General features: G+C 73.1%; 12 protein-coding genes. 4 read left to right on the top strand and 8 right to left on the bottom strand.

The window, feature by feature from the left end:
• Nucleotides 1-66: 66 nt before the first annotated feature.
• The 3 genes from ACFYPA_RS03500 to xylB form a co-directional block, all read right to left on the bottom strand.
• Nucleotides 67-891 (bottom strand): hypothetical protein, encoded by an 825-nt coding sequence (locus ACFYPA_RS03500; protein WP_359311397.1) that lies wholly within the window; start codon nt 889-891, stop codon nt 67-69.
• Entirely contained in the window at nt 891-2165 is a 1275-nt protein-coding gene (locus ACFYPA_RS03495; protein WP_359082238.1) for a VWA domain-containing protein, read from the bottom strand. The genes ACFYPA_RS03500 and ACFYPA_RS03495 overlap by 1 nt, the downstream gene beginning before the upstream one ends.
• A 172-nt stretch (nt 2166-2337) precedes the next feature.
• Complete coding sequence (xylB, locus tag ACFYPA_RS03490; RefSeq protein WP_389129183.1) at nt 2338-3828, bottom strand: xylulokinase; 1491 nt, start codon at nt 3826-3828, stop codon at nt 2338-2340.
• Between the two features lie 257 nt (nt 3829-4085).
• Here xylB and xylA point away from each other — a divergent pair, with 257 nt between their 5' ends.
• Complete coding sequence (gene xylA / locus ACFYPA_RS03485) at nt 4086-5255, top strand: xylose isomerase (protein WP_389129180.1); 1170 nt, start codon at nt 4086-4088, stop codon at nt 5253-5255.
• A 67-nt stretch (nt 5256-5322) separates the two neighbouring features.
• Here the strand turns inward: xylA and ACFYPA_RS03480 are convergent, their stop codons facing one another.
• The 4 genes from ACFYPA_RS03480 to ACFYPA_RS03465 form a co-directional block, all read right to left on the bottom strand.
• Entirely contained in the window at nt 5323-6567 is a 1245-nt protein-coding gene (locus ACFYPA_RS03480; protein ID WP_359082235.1) for an ROK family protein, read from the bottom strand.
• Nucleotides 6568-6661: 94 nt separating this feature from the next.
• Nucleotides 6662-7306, bottom strand: coding sequence for a DUF305 domain-containing protein (locus ACFYPA_RS03475; RefSeq protein WP_359311403.1), 645 nt, complete (start codon nt 7304-7306; stop codon nt 6662-6664).
• Entirely contained in the window at nt 7303-7953 is a 651-nt protein-coding gene (locus tag ACFYPA_RS03470) for a DUF3105 domain-containing protein (protein WP_359082233.1), read from the bottom strand. Before ACFYPA_RS03470 ends, ACFYPA_RS03475 begins: the two co-directional genes overlap by 4 nt.
• Nucleotides 7954-8033: 80 nt before the next feature.
• Nucleotides 8034-8459, bottom strand: coding sequence for a hypothetical protein (locus tag ACFYPA_RS03465; protein WP_359311406.1), 426 nt, complete (start codon nt 8457-8459; stop codon nt 8034-8036).
• Nucleotides 8460-8572: 113 nt separating this feature from the next.
• Here ACFYPA_RS03465 and ACFYPA_RS03460 point away from each other — a divergent pair, with 113 nt between their 5' ends.
• Nucleotides 8573-9463 (top strand): phospholipid scramblase-related protein, encoded by an 891-nt coding sequence (locus ACFYPA_RS03460; RefSeq protein WP_389129175.1) that lies wholly within the window; start codon nt 8573-8575, stop codon nt 9461-9463.
• Nucleotides 9464-9589: 126 nt separating this feature from the next.
• On the opposite strand, the gene ACFYPA_RS03455 is transcribed toward ACFYPA_RS03460, so the two are convergent.
• Complete coding sequence (locus ACFYPA_RS03455) at nt 9590-10363, bottom strand: VOC family protein (protein WP_389129172.1); 774 nt, start codon at nt 10361-10363, stop codon at nt 9590-9592.
• 137 nt (nt 10364-10500) lie between these two features.
• Here ACFYPA_RS03455 and ACFYPA_RS03450 point away from each other — a divergent pair, with 137 nt between their 5' ends.
• Nucleotides 10501-12192, top strand: coding sequence for an FUSC family protein (locus tag ACFYPA_RS03450; RefSeq protein WP_389129169.1), 1692 nt, complete (start codon nt 10501-10503; stop codon nt 12190-12192).
• The gene (locus tag ACFYPA_RS03445; protein ID WP_359082228.1) at nt 12189-12695 is read left to right on the top strand and encodes a MarR family transcriptional regulator; all 507 of its coding nucleotides are present in this window, start codon (nt 12189-12191) and stop codon (nt 12693-12695) included. The genes ACFYPA_RS03450 and ACFYPA_RS03445 overlap by 4 nt, the downstream gene beginning before the upstream one ends.
• The last annotated feature ends 305 nt before the right edge of the window (nt 12696-13000 follow it).

Raw genomic sequence — 13000 nt, 5'->3', positions numbered from 1 at the left:
GCTGCCACGTCGACCGCGCGTCGTCGGGCGGGCCGGGCGACCGGCCCGCCCGACGACGGCCCGTCGTCAGACGCCCGGCGGGACGCGCGACGGGCGGCCGTTGCCGCGCGTCAGCGAGTAGCCGAAGACGGCCGCGAACGCGGCGAGCACCCCGCCGCCGACCGTCCACAGCCAGCGGTCGGTCCACCAGCCGGAGGACCAGCCGTCCTCCGGCTCACCGGCGAGGGCGACCGGGGCGGGCGACGTTCCGTCGGCGGCCTGCTCGACCGAGGAAGCCCCGGGGACCAGCGGCTCGGAGAGGCTGCCGTCGACGTCCGCGGCACCGCCCTTGTCGGCCGCCGTGACCTCGACCTCGGTCTGCACGGGCAGTCCGAGGTCGGCGGAGGGCAGGTCCACGACCGTGAGGCGGACGTAGTAACTGCCGGGCAGCGGGTCGTTGGCCCACGGTTCGGACCAGGCCCTCACCGTACGCAGCACACAGGTGAGTTCGACCGTGGCGGCATCGGCCGCTGCCTTGCCGGTCTGCTTCCCGTACATGCAGGCCTGGCGGCGGCGCAGCCCGTCGTACACATCGACCTGCCAGGTCGAGGCGCCGTGCCGGGTGGCGGTCTCGGGAAGGGTCACCTTCGCGTGGACCGTGGCGCGCTGTCCGGCATCGGCCGGGAACACCCAGTACAGGTAGTCGCCGGTGGAGGCGCCCGCGGTGGCGGTCTGGTCCTGCTCGATCGCCGTGGCGGTCCGGAAGGCGGTGCCCGCCTCCGTGGGGGCCGAGCCGTCACCGGACTCGCTCGGGCTCGGCGACGGGCCGTCCGCGACGGCGGCACCCGCCCCGGTCAGGACGGCGAGGCCGGTCAGCAGCGCACTCGCGAGCACGCGTCTCGTACGGAACATCAGTTGGTCCTCCAGACGGCGAAGCGCCAGCGCGAGATCCAGCCGGTCAGCAGACCCGCGATCAGTCCGGTCAGGACGAGCACGCCCAGCAGCCACCAGCCGCGGCCGAGCCCGAACGCCGCCGGGTCGGCAGCCGCGTCGGGGGCGTCCACCACGTCGATGGTCAGCTCGACGGGCATGCCGGGGGCGGTCTTCACCGAGGCGGGTGCGGAGAAGGAGTTGGAGACCTGGAGGCAGACGGTCTCGGCGGCAGGCTTGGTGTCGCCGTCGTCGTCCGCGTCGGGCCTCGGGTAGCGCAGGCCGGACGAGATCGCGTCGGTGCGTCCGGTGCCGGACTCCGCGCCCCTGACGATCTCCCGGCCGTGCACGGTCACCGCCCGCAGCAGCATGCCGTAGTCGTTGTTGACGGCGCGGTCGGCGAACACGCTCACCGAGGCGCGCAGTTCCTGGCCGGGCAGCACGTCGACCCGGTACCAGCGGTGCTCGGCGAACTTCTCCCGGTCGGTGTAGAGGCCCGGCTTGAGCTGCGGGGCGTCGGTGCAGCTGTCGGCGCCCTTCGTGGCGACCGGGGTGACGACGGGTTCGGCCGCCCGGTCCACCAACTGCTTCACACGACCGGAGAGTTGTTCGGTGTGCTGGATGGCGGTGTACGTGCCGCCGGTGGCCTCCGCGATGCAGGTGAGCTGCTGGCGGATCTTCGCGTTCGGCACCAGGCCGAGCGTGTCGATGACCAGATGGATGCCGCGTGCCGCGATGTCACGGGCGACCTCGCACGGGTCGAGCGGTCCGCAGGTGTCCTCGCCGTCGCTGATCAGCACGATCCGGCGGGTGGAGTCGCCGCCCTCCAGATCGTCGGCGGCGCCCAGCAGGGCCGGGCCGATCGGGGTCCAGCCGGTGGGTGCCAGCGTGGCGACCGCGGTCTTGGCCTCGGTGCGGTCCAGCGGGCCGACCGGGTAGAGCTGCTTGGTGTCCTTGCAGCCCACCTTCCGGTCGTCGCCCGGGTAGTCGGCACCGAGGGTGCGGATACCGAGCTGCACCTGCTCGGGCACCGAGTCCAGGACCTCGTTGAACGCCTGCTTCGCCGCGGTCATCCGGGACTGGCCGTCGATGTCGCGGGTCCGCATGGAGCCACTGACGTCGAGCACCAGCTCGACCTTGGGGGAGGCTTGGGTGGGGGTTTCATCGGCCGAGGCGGGCAGCGCCGAGCCGAGCCCGGCGGTCAGGGTGGCGAGCAGGATGCCCACCCCGACCGTCAGCCTTCTTCTTATGATCATCGCCGGATAGTAGTGAACATCAGTTCGCTATCCAAAACGGCCGATGCCCGTCGCACGCGCTTGTGTGCAGCGTGCGACGGGACATGACTGCGGGTCAGGTCGAGTGCTCGGGTGCGGCGGTCGGGTTGAGCGGCCCGGGTGGGTGGTGGGGCTGAGTGGTCAGGTCGAGCGGTCAGCTCGACCGGTCGGCTCCCAGCAGGGGGCCGGCCGCCCGTTCGAGTACCGACCCGACCCGCTCCCAGGTCGTCACATCCCTTTCGACCGCCTCCAGGTGCACCTCTTCACCGGTGTCCCAGCCGACGGCGATCGCGACGGGATCGCCACCCGTGGACGCCGCGGCGGCGAGCGCGGCCGCGCCCAGGGCGACCAGTTCCCCGCTGGAGGGCACGGTCACCGGCCGCCCGGACAGACGGCGCACGGTCTCCACCCACACGCGCCCCTGGGCGCCGCCGCCGATCAGCCGGAGCGGCCGGGCCGCCACCTCGGGGTCGTCCGGGTCGAGCCCGCACGCCCGGAGCAGCTCGTCGAGCGCGCGCAGCACGGTGACGACCGCGCCCTCGTAGGCGGCGCCCAGGAGTTGCTGCGGGGTGGTGTCGTGGCGCAGACCGGTGAGGAGGCCGGAGGCGTCCGGCAGGTCGGGGGTGCGTTCGCCGTCCAGGTACGGGAGGAGTACGGCTTCGCCGCCCGGCGCCGCGTCGTTGCGGTCCAGGCCCAGCAGGCCGGCCACCTTGTCCACGGCGAGCGTGCAGTTGAGGGTGCAGGCCAGTGGCAGGTACGTGCCGTCGGCCGCGGCGAATCCCGCGAGCGCCGGGGAGGCCGGCCGGGCCCGGGAGGCGGTGAAGACCGTGCCCGAGGTGCCCAGGCTGAGGACCGGGTGGTCGAGGAGACCCGCGCCGCCGAGCCCGAGGCCGACGGCGGCGCTCATGTTGTCACCGGTGCCCGCGGCGACGGCGATTCCGGCGGGCAGGCCGAGGGCCTCGGCGGCCTCGGCCGTCAGCGCACCTGCGCGCGCCGCGCCGCTGGACGCCACCTCCGGCAGCAGTGCCGGGTCGATGGCGAGGAGCGCGAGCAGCTCCGGGTCGTAGGAACCGGTCGCGGTGGAGTACCAGCAGGTGCCGGACGCATCCCCCGGGTCGGTGACGGCGCGGCCGGAGAGGCGCTCGGTCAGGAAGTCGTGCGGGAGCCGGATCGCGGCGGTCGCGGCGGCGGTCTCCGGTTCGTTCTCCCGCAGCCACTGCCACTTCGACGCGGTCATCGAGGCCACCGGCACCGATCCGGTGCGTGCGGTCCAGGCGTCGGGCCCGCCCAGAGCCGCGGTGAGCGCGGCGGCCTGCGGGGCGGACCGGGTGTCGTTCCAGAGCAGCGCGGGGCGCAGCGGGCGGCCCGCGCCGTCGAGGACGACCAGCCCGTGCTGCTGCCCGGCGACGGCGATCCCGGTGATGTCGGCGGCGGTGACGCCGGACTCCTTCAGCCCGGCGGCGACCGCGTCGCGCAGCGCCTGCCACCACACCTCGGGGTCCGTCTCGCGGGCCCCGCCCTCGCCGGTCACGACATGCGGGGCGCGGCCGACCGCGAGCAGCCGTCCCGTGGCGGTGTCGACGAACGCGGCCTTGGTGGACTGGGTGGAACTGTCCACACCGATGACGACCTCATGCGGCGGCATGGCTGACCTCAATCTCTGGCTCAGGGGGCTCCCGGCTGTGGACCCTCGCACTGCGGGCTCTCACCGCGCCGGGATTTGATCGTACGATGAACAAATTACGCGATGGAACCCGTCGGGAACAGGGGCCACTCCGGATTTCCCGGGACGGGGGGTTACGTCGAGGGGGTGGGCCGTGCATGATTAGTCATGTCAGTGAACAAAATGAGGTTCGGCCGCCCGACCGGCTGCGGACCCACGGCACCGAAGGCGGCAGGACCATGACGGAACGCTTCACGCCCACCCCGCAGGACAGGTTCACGTTCGGCCTGTGGACCGTGGGCTGGCAGGGCCGCGACCCGTTCGGGGACGCGACCCGGGAGGCCATCGACCCGGTCGACTCCGTCCAGCGGCTCGCGGAGCTCGGCGCGTACGGTGTGACCTTCCACGACGACGACCTGATCCCGTTCGGCTCCACGGACTCCGAGCGCGAAGGCATCGTGAAGCGGTTCCGGCAGTCGCTGGACGCGGCCGGACTGGTCGTGCCGATGGCGACGACGAACCTCTTCACCCACCCCGTCTTCAAGGAAGGCGCCTTCACCGCCAACGACCGTGACGTCCGCCGCTACGCCCTGCGCAAGACGCTGCGCAACATCGACCTCGCCGTCGAGCTCGGCGCCACCACGTACGTCGCCTGGGGCGGCCGCGAGGGTTCGGAGTCCGGCGCCGCCAAGGACATCCGCGTCGCGCTCGACCGCATGAAGGAGGCCTTCGACCTGCTGGGCGACTACGTCACCGAGCAGGGTTACGACCTCAAGTTCGCGATCGAGCCCAAGCCGAACGAGCCCCGCGGCGACATCCTGCTCCCCACCATCGGCCACGCCCTCGCCTTCATCGAGCGCCTGGAGCGCCCCGAGATGGTGGGCGTCAACCCCGAGGTCGGCCACGAGCAGATGGCCGGGCTGAACTTCGCCCACGGCATCGCGCAGGCCCTGTGGGCGGGCAAGCTCTTCCACATCGACCTCAACGGCCAGTCCGGCATCAAGTACGACCAGGACCTCCGCTTCGGCGCCGGCGACCTGCGCCAGGCCTTCTGGCTCGTCGACCTGCTGGAGAACTCCGACTACGCCGGCCCCCGCCACTTCGACTTCAAGCCGCCGCGGACCGAGGACTACGACGGCGTCTGGGCCTCGGCCGCGGGCTGCATGCGCAACTACCTGATCCTCAAGGAGCGCGCCGCGGCCTTCCGCGCCGACCCGGCGGTCCAGGAGGCGCTGCGCGCGTCCCGCCTGGACGAGCTGGCGCAGCGCACCGCCGAGGACGGCGTCGCGGGTCTGCTGGCCGACCGCTCGGCCTTCGAGGACTTCGACGTGACCGCGGCCGCGGAGCGCGGCATGGCGTTCGAGGCGCTGGACCAGCTGGCGATGGACCACCTGCTCGGCGTCCGCTGACCGCACGGCAAGGGGGGAGGGGGAGGGACGCGCCCGCGTCCCTCCCCCTCCCCTTTTCCGCGTACGTTCAGGCCGTCGGCCGCCCCGCATAAGCCACCGGGTCGGCCAGCACATCCGTCATCACCAGCGCCGCCGCGCCCCGGGCCGCGTCCCCCGCGACGGACGAGGCGCGCAGCCGCGCGCTGCCCGGTGACCACAGTCCGGACACGACCCGGTCCGTCAGCTCCTCGTCGGCCGACGGCGCCAGCCACGGCATCAGGTTGCGGTAGATCCCGCCGAGCACCACCGCGTCCGGGTCCAGCAGGTTCACCGCCCCCGACAGCACCCGTCCGAGCTTCCGGCCGGCCTCGGCGACCGCCGCCACCGCCCGCTCGTCCCCGGCCCGCGTACGTCGCTCGAGCTCCGCGACCCCGATGCCGCTGCCGGTCTCCTCGATCCCGGCCGCCCGCAGCAGTGCCGCCTGGCCCGCGTACTGCTCCAGACAGCCGCGCGAGCCGCAGCGGCACTGAGGTCCCGCCGTGTCCACGACCACGTGCCCGATCTCCCCGGCGAAGCCGTGCGCGCCGCGCAGCAGTTCGCCGTTGACGACCAGGGCGCCGCCCACCCCGATCTCACCGGTCAGATAGAGGAAGCTCCGGACCCGCCCCAGCCCGCCGAACCACAGCTCGGCCAGCGCCGCCAGATTCGCCTCGTTCTCCGAACTCACCGTCAGCGCCTCGTGCCCCGGACGTTCGGCGGCCAGCGCGGCGGCGAACAGTTCCTCTGCGGGCACCTGGTTCCAGCCCAGGTTCGGGGCCTGCCGCACCGAACCGCCGGAGACCAGACCGGGCAGCGCGAGGGCCACGCCGACCGGGAACAGCTCCTGCTCGCGCGCCGACTCCAGGGTGCGCGCGGCGATCCTGGCCGCCCGGGCCAGCACCTCGGCGGGCGGCGCGCCCCGGTTGTCGAGGTGCTCGGTGAGGCGGACCCGGCCGGTCCCCGCCAGATCGACGACACACACGGACACGTAGTCGATGTTCACCTCGACGCCGAGCCCGGACGGCCCGGTGCGGGCCGTCTTGAGCGCCGTCCCCGGCCGGCCGGCCTGGCCGCTGAACGTCTTGCCCGACTCGGTGAGGAACCCGCTGTCGAGCAGCTGCTCGACGAGCGAGGACACGGCGGCCCGGGTCAGCCCCACCCGCGCGGCGACTCCGGCCCGGGTCGCTTCGCCCTCGCCCTCGTCACGGACGGCCCGCAGCACGAGGCTGAGGTTGCTGCGCCGGACGGTGTCCTTGTCGGCCTTGGGCCCCAGCGGCGTGAGGTTGCTCTTCATATCGGTCCCGAGCCTATGCGATCCCGTACGTCAGTACGGTCGTGAAGCCCCGGTCCGGCCACCCACGGGGAGCGGCCGGACCGGGGAGTGGTGATCAGGCCGCGGCCCCGCGTTCCCTCAGCATGTCCGCCATGAGCGCGATCTCCGACCTCTGCCCCAGGACCATGCCCGAAGCCAGGTTCCGGATCTCGTCCGTCCCCGCCGCGGTGGCGGCCGCCTGCGCCATCTCCGCCCCGGCGCGGTGATGCGCGGTCATCAGCTTCAGGAAGCGCACCTCGGCGTCCCTGCCCTTCGCCGCCCGCAGTGCGTCCAGCTCGGTGTCGGTCGCCATGCCGGGCATCAGCGCGCCGTCCCGCGCGGTGACGGTGTGCCCCATCCATGCCATGGGAGGCCCGGGGGAGCTCTTCGCACGCCCCCACGTCTCCAGCCATCCCAGCATCATGCCGCGCTGGTTGGCCTGGGTGTTGATGATGTCGTACGCGAGCCGGCGCACCGCCACGTCGGAGGTGCGGTCCCGGACGATGAACGACATCTCGACGGCCTGCTGATGGTGGACCGCCATGTCGCGCGCGAAGCCGACATCGGCCGAGGCCTCGGCGGGAGCCGCCGCGGACGGAGAGGCGGCGGGGGCCGAGGAGGAGGGGCGTACGAGCATGACCACGACCAGACCCAGCGCGAGCAGCAGCACCGCCCCGCCGGCCAGCACCATCGGCCGTGACGCACGGGCCGCCGGCGTCACTTGGCGATCCCACCGGAGCAGGCGGCGCCCGGCTCCGGGGTCTGCGGGCCCTGGACGTACTTCGTGAAGAACTGCGCGACCCGGGCGTCGGCGGCGCTCTTCACGGCCAGCTGCTTGCCCCAGGCGCTGAGCATCAGCGGGGATCCCTGGTCCTCCACCGGGCTCATCAGGGAGTAGGGGGTGGCCTTGACCTTCTCCTCGAGCTTCTTGACGTCGGCCGGGCTCGCCTTGCTCGTGTACGTGACCCAGACGGCGCCGTGCTCCAGCGAGTGGACGGCGTTCTCCTTCGGTATCTCCTCGCTGTAGACATCGGCGTCGCAGTTCATCCACACCGGGTTGTGGTCGCCGCCGACCGGCGGGTTCATGGGGTAGTCGACCGTCTTCTCGACGTGGTTCTGCGTGAGCTTGTCCCAGCTCTTCTCGCCCTCGACGGGGGAGGACTTGGCGGCCGTCTCGGCCTTGTCCTGCTCGTCGGCCTTGTTCATCAGGTAGCCGCCGCCGGCGACCAGACCGGCCACGACCACGACGGCCGCGGTGATCGTGATGATGCGGCTGCGGCGCTCGCGGGTCCGCTCCTTGCGGCGGGCCTCGTCCAGCTTGGCGCGGCGGGCGGCGGCAGGGGTGTTCTGCTTCTTGGCGGAGGCCATGAGGGGTCCTTCGGTTCGTTGCTCGGATGGGTCGCGGGCATGCGGAAGCGTTCTCGGGGTCCGAGAGCGGTCGCGGCCTGCTAGATCCGTTGAACCTGGAGGCGCAGATGGTCCACGTCGTCCACGGCGTCGTTCGACGGGCCGCGGATGGCGGCGGCGCCGGTGAGCGGGGCCGGGGTGAGAGGCGCGGCGGCCGAGGGGAGTGCCGCCGGAGCGGGCTGACCGGGCAGCACGACGGGGGCCGAGTGCTCCGAGGCGCCGTGGCAGGAACTCCCCATCCCGCGCTGCCCCGGGGCATCGGCCACCACGACCCGCACGGCCGGCACCTCGACGGCGAGAGTGATGCGGGGCGCGGCCGCCGAGGCGGGGCGGTCGTGCGCGGAGGCGGACGACCCGGACGCCGGCCAGCAGCACGACACCAGGGAGACCAGGACGAACACCCAGCCGAGCACCAACGGCGCGCGGGCGCTCCGCCGCCGGTCCGTGCGTTCGCTCAGCCAGTTCACCCCGGCATCGTACCGGTGTGTGAAGTTTCAATGAGTGGGGGACCGGGGTCGGCGAAGCTGTGGATCCCGGGGGAAAGGGTTGCCCCTGGGGCACGCCGGGATAGTGTGCCCCGGTGACAACGCACTCGAACGTATCTGCGGGTTGGTATCCGGATCCGCACGGCGCCCCCCAGCTGCTGCGCTACTGGGACGGTTCCCAGTGGACCGAGCACACCAATCCTGCCGAGGGACAGCAGCAGGCCCAGGCCCCGCAGCACCAGCCGCAGGCGGCCCCGCAGCAGCAGTACCAGCAGCAGGCGGCCCAGGCTCAGCAGCAGTACCAGCAGCCGGTGGCCGCCCAGCAGCCTGCCGCCGCTGTGCCGCAGCAGGGTGCGCCCCAGCAGCAGGGCGGCGCCCCCGGCGCCGGCACGCTTTTCAATCAGCAGGTCCTGGTCGTGAACCAGAAGGCCAAGCTGATCGAGGTGACGAACGAGTACAGCGTCTTCGACCAGCACGGCAACACCATCGGCTCGGTCATCCAGGTCGGCCAGAGCGCCCTGCGCAAGGTGCTGCGTTTCGTGAGCAGCATCGACCAGTACCTGACCCACCGGCTCGAGATCCGCGACGCGTACGGCCGGCCTCAGTTGCTGCTGACGCGTCCGGCGAAGTTCATCAAGTCCAAGGTCATCGTGCAGCGCCCCGACGGACAGCCGGTCGGCGAGATCGTCCAGCAGAACGCCATCGGCAAGATCAACTTCGCGATCATGGTCGACGGCCAGAAGGTCGGCGCGATCAAGGCGGAGAACTGGCGCGCCTGGAACTTCGCGATCGTCGACCACAACGACGCCGAGATCGCCCGCATCACGAAGACCTGGGAAGGTCTCGCGAAGACCATGTTCACCACGGCGGACAACTACGTGCTGCAGATCCACTACCAGCTGCCCGAGCCGCTGCTGAGCCTCGTGGTGGCGACGGCGCTGACCGTGGACACGGCCCTCAAGCAGGACGCCCGCGGCCTCGGCTGACCGCCTCGTCCGAGCGGAACCGAACCGCCCGCGTCCCTCGCACGACCGTGCCGGGGACGCGGGCGGCCGCGTCCGCCGGGTGCGCGCGACCCGCGCCGTGCGGGACCGCTGCCAGAACCGGGCGGCTTATCCGGCCTGGTTCTCGTCCCCCGCCCGGTAGACGCCGAACACGGCACCCTGCGGGTCGCGTACCACCGCGATCGTGCGGCCGCTCGCGATGTCCGTCGGGGGCATCAGCAGGTCCCCGCCCCCGCTCTGCGCGGTGGCCGCCGTCGCGTCGACGTCCGCGACGGCGATGTACGGCAGCCAGTGCGGCGGCACCTCGGACGGGACGCCCTCGTCCACTGCCAGCAGACCGCCGAAGTCCTCCCCGTCGATGCCCCACTGCGGGTACGTGTCCGAGGGGGTGACCGTCCAGCCGAGGACGCCCGGGTAGAACGCGAGCGCCGGTTCCCTCGCGTGGGTGACGAGCTCCGTCCAGCCCAGCGCGCCCGGTTCGTTGAACAGGTCGGCACCGGCGAACGCGCGGCCCTGCCACAGCGAGAACACCGCACCGGACGGGTCCGCGAGCACGGCGAACCTGCCCTCCTCGAAGACGTCCATCGGGCCGACCAGCAGCGAACCGCCCGCCTCTGTCGCCTTCCCGGCCGTCCCGTCCGCGTCGTCGACGGCGAACGAGACCGTCCAGGCGGGCGGCTGCCCGGGCTGGTAGACGGGGCTGAGTGCCGCGACCCGATCCTCCCGCAGGTGCGCCACGGTGTAGCCGCCCGCCTCCTCGCGCGGGTCGGTCTCGCACCGCCAGCCGAAGAGCGCCGTGTAGAACGACTTGGCCGCCGGGACGTCGGAGGTGCTCAGCTCGATCCAGCAGGGACCGCCGGGCACCGGTGCGGTGAGCTTCATTCGGAATCCTCCGTGCGTGGTGAAGGCGGGCCGGGCTTCCGGCACAGCTGAACGCTATGACCGCGCGCCGGGGCGGGCCCTCGGGCACGCGCGGCGCCAAAGTCGTTTACGTGTGTAATACCTGCTAAGGTATTTGGGTGAGTAATACAAGCATCAGGTCCCGGCAGCCCTTCGTCCGCAGGATTCCGCTGGCGGCCCCGCTGCGCCTGGCCCGGCCCTCGGACATGTGGTTCAAGCCGGCGACCAGCGTGGTCGTGGCCACGGCGATCCCCAACCTGGTGCTCTACTCCCTGGGCCGCCTCGACCTCGTGATGTACACGATGGCCGGCTCGCTCTGCGCGCTGTACGGCCACAACCTTCCGTACGCCCGCCGTGCCAGGGCCGTCGTCGGAGTCGTCCTCGGGATGCTCGCCGGCCTGGCCGTCTCGCTGGTCACGGCTTCGCTGACCGGCTCGACCGCGGTGCTGATCGCCGTCGGCGCGCTCCTCGCCGCCGGTCAGAAGCTGCTCTGCGACGCCACCCGCATCGGGCCCCCCGGCCCGGTGATCTTCACCTTCGTCAGCTCCGCCGCCCTGTTCACCCCGCAGGAGTTCGGCCGGGTGCCCGGCCACCTCGCCCTGACCCTCGGCGCGGGTGCGGTGTCCTGGCTCGTCACCGTGGCTCCCGCACTGGTCCGGCGGGAGGGGCCCGAGCGCCGCGCCACGGCCCGCGCCCTGAACGCCGCGGCCGCCTACACGGCCGAGCCCGGCCACCGCACCCGCCGCGCCGCGGTCGCCGCCGTGCACGGCGCCTGGCAGACCCTCCTCGCCGCCGGGCGTCCCACCCCCGTGCGCGGGGCGCTGGAACGCCTCGTCGTCCACGCCGAGACCGCGCTCACCGCGAGCGCGGGCGACACCGGCGCCGATGCCGCCCGGCTCCGCGACTGGGCCCGGCAGACCCTGGCCCGAGGCCCCGTCCCCACACCGGCGCCCGCCCCCGGAACCGCGGCCGAACTCTTCGGCGTCGACGCCGAACGCGCCGCCCGGCGCCCTGCCGCCCGCGCCGGGGCCCTGCGCGCCCTGCTGCACCGCCTCGCCCCCGGGTCCCCGCTGCTGCCCGTCGCCGCCCGCACGCTCATCGGCTGCGCCCTCGCCGGGTACATCTGCTCGGCCCTCGGCGTCGGCCGTCCCTACTGGGCGATCGTGACCGCCGCCTCCCTCTACCAGGCCAACGTCACGCTGTCCTGGAACCGCACCCTGCAGCGCACCCTCGGCAACCTCCTCGGCGTCCTGGTCTTCGCCGCCGTGCTCCCGGCCGCCCGGATGGACCCGCTGGCCCTGATCGGCTTCTGCCTTGTCTTCGGCTTCGCCGCCGAGGCGCTGATCACCCGCAACTACTGGCTCGGTTCCGTGGCCGTCACCCCGATGGCGCTGCTGGTCCTGGAGTACGCGGGCAGCCACCCGGCCGGTGAGCTCATCGGCGACCGGGTCCTCGACACCGTCATCGGCGCCGGCGTCGGTTTCCTCGCCGCCGTCCTCGTCACCAACCGACGCGCCACCGGCCGGGTCGAGAAGGCCCTCGCCGACGCCGAGCAGGCCCGCGCCCACGCCGCACGGACCCTGGCGGCCCCCGCGCCCACGCGCGCGGACCTGGACGCCGCCCGCCGCAGGCTCACCGGCTCCCTGGTCGAACTGCGCGAGGCGGAGGACACCGCGGCCGGCGAGTGGTGGCAGCGCGCCCTGCCGCAGGAGGCGGTGCTCGCGGCCGAGCAGGCCGGACACCGTACGCTCGCGGCGACAGCGACACGGCAGGGGACGATCGCCCCGGCCCAGGAGAACGGAGCGGTGTGACCGACGACATCGTCGCCTCGGTGGTACGGCAGTGGCAGGCCGTGAACCCGGAACTCGACACCGGGCCGATGGAACTCATCGGCCGCATCAACCGCTGCTCCGCCCTGCTCCAGCAGGCCGAGGACGCACCGCTGCGGGCCGCCGGACTGACCCGGGCCGAGTTCGACCTGCTGGGGGCGGTGCGACGTACCGACCGGGAACTCACCCCGGGCGAACTCGCCAGGGAGACGTTCTCCTCGGGCGCCGCCGTCACCAAACGGCTCCGGGTCCTCCAGGAGCGCGGTCTGATCGACCGCCGCAGCGACGCCCGGGACCGCCGGGTCGCGCACGTCGGTCTCACCGACGCAGGGCGGGAACTGGTCGACGGACTGCTCCCGCAGCAGCTTGCGTACGAACGCGCGGTGCTCTCCGGGCTCGACGCGGAGTCCCGCGACCGGCTCAGCGCACAGCTCAGTGAACTGCTGGTCCAGTTGGAGGGCCGCCTCGGCGGCGCCCGCCGCTGACCTGCCGCCGCGACCGGGGGCGCCGCGCCACCCGGCCGCGCCGAGCGGCGCGGCGGACCGGAGCGGCTCGCAGGCGCGACGCTCCGGCGCGGCGCCGTCACCGCGGCCGGGGCCGGCGCTTTCCGTCCCGGATCGCTCCACCCTCGCGGTGGTCATCAATCCGCTCCATTCGAACCGCTTCGATCGCATGTGCCCTTGTTCCTCGCTGTGGGACGTGCAGGGGCGCGCCGCGCGGAGCGGATCGGCAATTCGCCTCGTCACCGTACGACTTGCGAGCGGTGGGCCGCTCCTCGTGCGCAGCCCGG

The organism is Streptomyces sp. NPDC005775 (genome assembly GCF_042871565.1).
GTDB lineage: Bacteria > Actinomycetota > Actinomycetes > Streptomycetales > Streptomycetaceae > Streptomyces.
The sequence above is the reverse complement of the archived record's forward strand: the minus strand, read 5'-3'. Positions and strand labels throughout refer to the sequence as shown.

Bases quoted from the DNA above. Each gene is read 5' to 3' on its own strand.
- xylA (WP_389129180.1), top strand. From the start codon at position 4,086: ATGACGGAACGCTTCACGCCCACCCCGCAGGACAGGTTCACGTTCGGC.
- ACFYPA_RS03480 (WP_359082235.1), bottom strand. From the start codon at position 6,567: ATGAAGAGCAACCTCACGCCGCTGGGGCCCAAGGCCGACAAGGACACC.
- ACFYPA_RS03455 (WP_389129172.1), bottom strand. From the start codon at position 10,363: ATGAAGCTCACCGCACCGGTGCCCGGCGGTCCCTGCTGGATCGAGCTG.
- ACFYPA_RS03500 (WP_359311397.1), bottom strand. From the start codon at position 891: ATGTTCCGTACGAGACGCGTGCTCGCGAGTGCGCTGCTGACCGGCCTC.
- ACFYPA_RS03470 (WP_359082233.1), bottom strand. From the start codon at position 7,953: ATGGCCTCCGCCAAGAAGCAGAACACCCCTGCCGCCGCCCGCCGCGCC.
- ACFYPA_RS03495 (WP_359082238.1), bottom strand. From the start codon at position 2,165: ATGATCATAAGAAGAAGGCTGACGGTCGGGGTGGGCATCCTGCTCGCC.
- xylB (WP_389129183.1), bottom strand. From the start codon at position 3,828: ATGCCGCCGCATGAGGTCGTCATCGGTGTGGACAGTTCCACCCAGTCC.